This window comes from Vibrio sp. 10N.222.55.B11 (assembly GCF_041473705.1).
In the GTDB taxonomy this organism is placed as follows: Bacteria; Pseudomonadota; Gammaproteobacteria; order Enterobacterales; family Vibrionaceae; genus Vibrio; species Vibrio crassostreae_C.
Window position 1 is genome coordinate 1 of sequence record NZ_JBFRST010000097.1, and the last position, 1095, is coordinate 1095.

Here is a 1095-nt window from a genome sequence, read left to right on the forward strand (position 1 = left end):
AAATTATGCCACCTTGTGGCGTGCCTTCTTCCGTACGATAAAACAACCCTTTATCTACAAAACCAGACTTCAACCATTGTTCCAACATACGCTTGTCTACAGCGATGTTATCAAGAAGCCATTGGTGCCCGATTTTATCAAAACAGGATTTAATATCTCCTTCAAGAACCCATTTAGCTGCCTTCTTTTGAGCCAAGCATAAGAAAGACTGCGCTATTGCATCAGTAGTGCTTCGGTTTGGTCTGAAGCCGTAACTATTTGGGTCTGAAATTGTTTCCGAGATAGGCTCCAAAGCAAGGAGGTGGAGCGCTTGTTGCGCTCTATCTGCCATACAAGGAATACCAAGTGGTCGAAGCTTACCGTTCTTTTTAGGGATGTAGATACGCTTGAGTGGTTTAGCTTGATAAGCTTTTCGACTCAATTGATTCACTGCAATCATGCGACGTGCATCTGTATTCCAGAGCACGCCATCTATTCCAGGCGTTTTACTACCTTTGTTTTGAGATACTCGCTTAACAGCAAGAAGTTTTGCTGAACGAGAATGGGTTAGTATCCACTGTAAGGCTTTTGCTTTACCGTGATTACCTTCTCTAGTTGCCTTTGCGATACGCATTTGGAGCTTTAAGACATGCGCCTCCACAGCCTTCCAGTTAATGGATTGCCATTGTGCACTGTCAGAAGATGCACTAATCTCGTTCGAAATCATCATTTGCTTTTCTTCCTTAATAAAGTTCTTCAAACTCTCTCGCAACGGGAGACCAGTTGGAAGTAGGCTCACTTTCGTGATCAGGCATGTGCCTGTATCTGCATCATTACAATCCAGCTTTCGCTTTCTCCAACCTCCTTTACCTGCATCACTATCGGCCACATAGGCTTTCCCAGAGGGAGTGATACAGGCTTACCATGTTCCGTATGTCTCGTAATGTCAGGGTAGATGCCCACTATAATGCGGAGAGCATTTCGATCACGAAAGAATACACACAAACTTCTTTCCTACTCTCGTTGCTTATTTAGCTACAGCGTCTAAACCACTTCCGCTGCTTGTGAAATTACGCATCTGACGTGGATTCACTTCTGTTCATCATACTGACTTAT

Annotated in this window: 1 protein-coding gene; it reads right to left on the reverse strand. The window is 43.8% G+C overall.

What is annotated here, in order from left to right:
- Positions 1–709: reverse transcriptase N-terminal domain-containing protein (locus tag AB4503_RS24535; protein ID WP_372115849.1), on the reverse strand; the 709-nt coding region annotated here is incomplete at its 3' end.
- Positions 710–1095 lie beyond the last annotated feature (386 nt).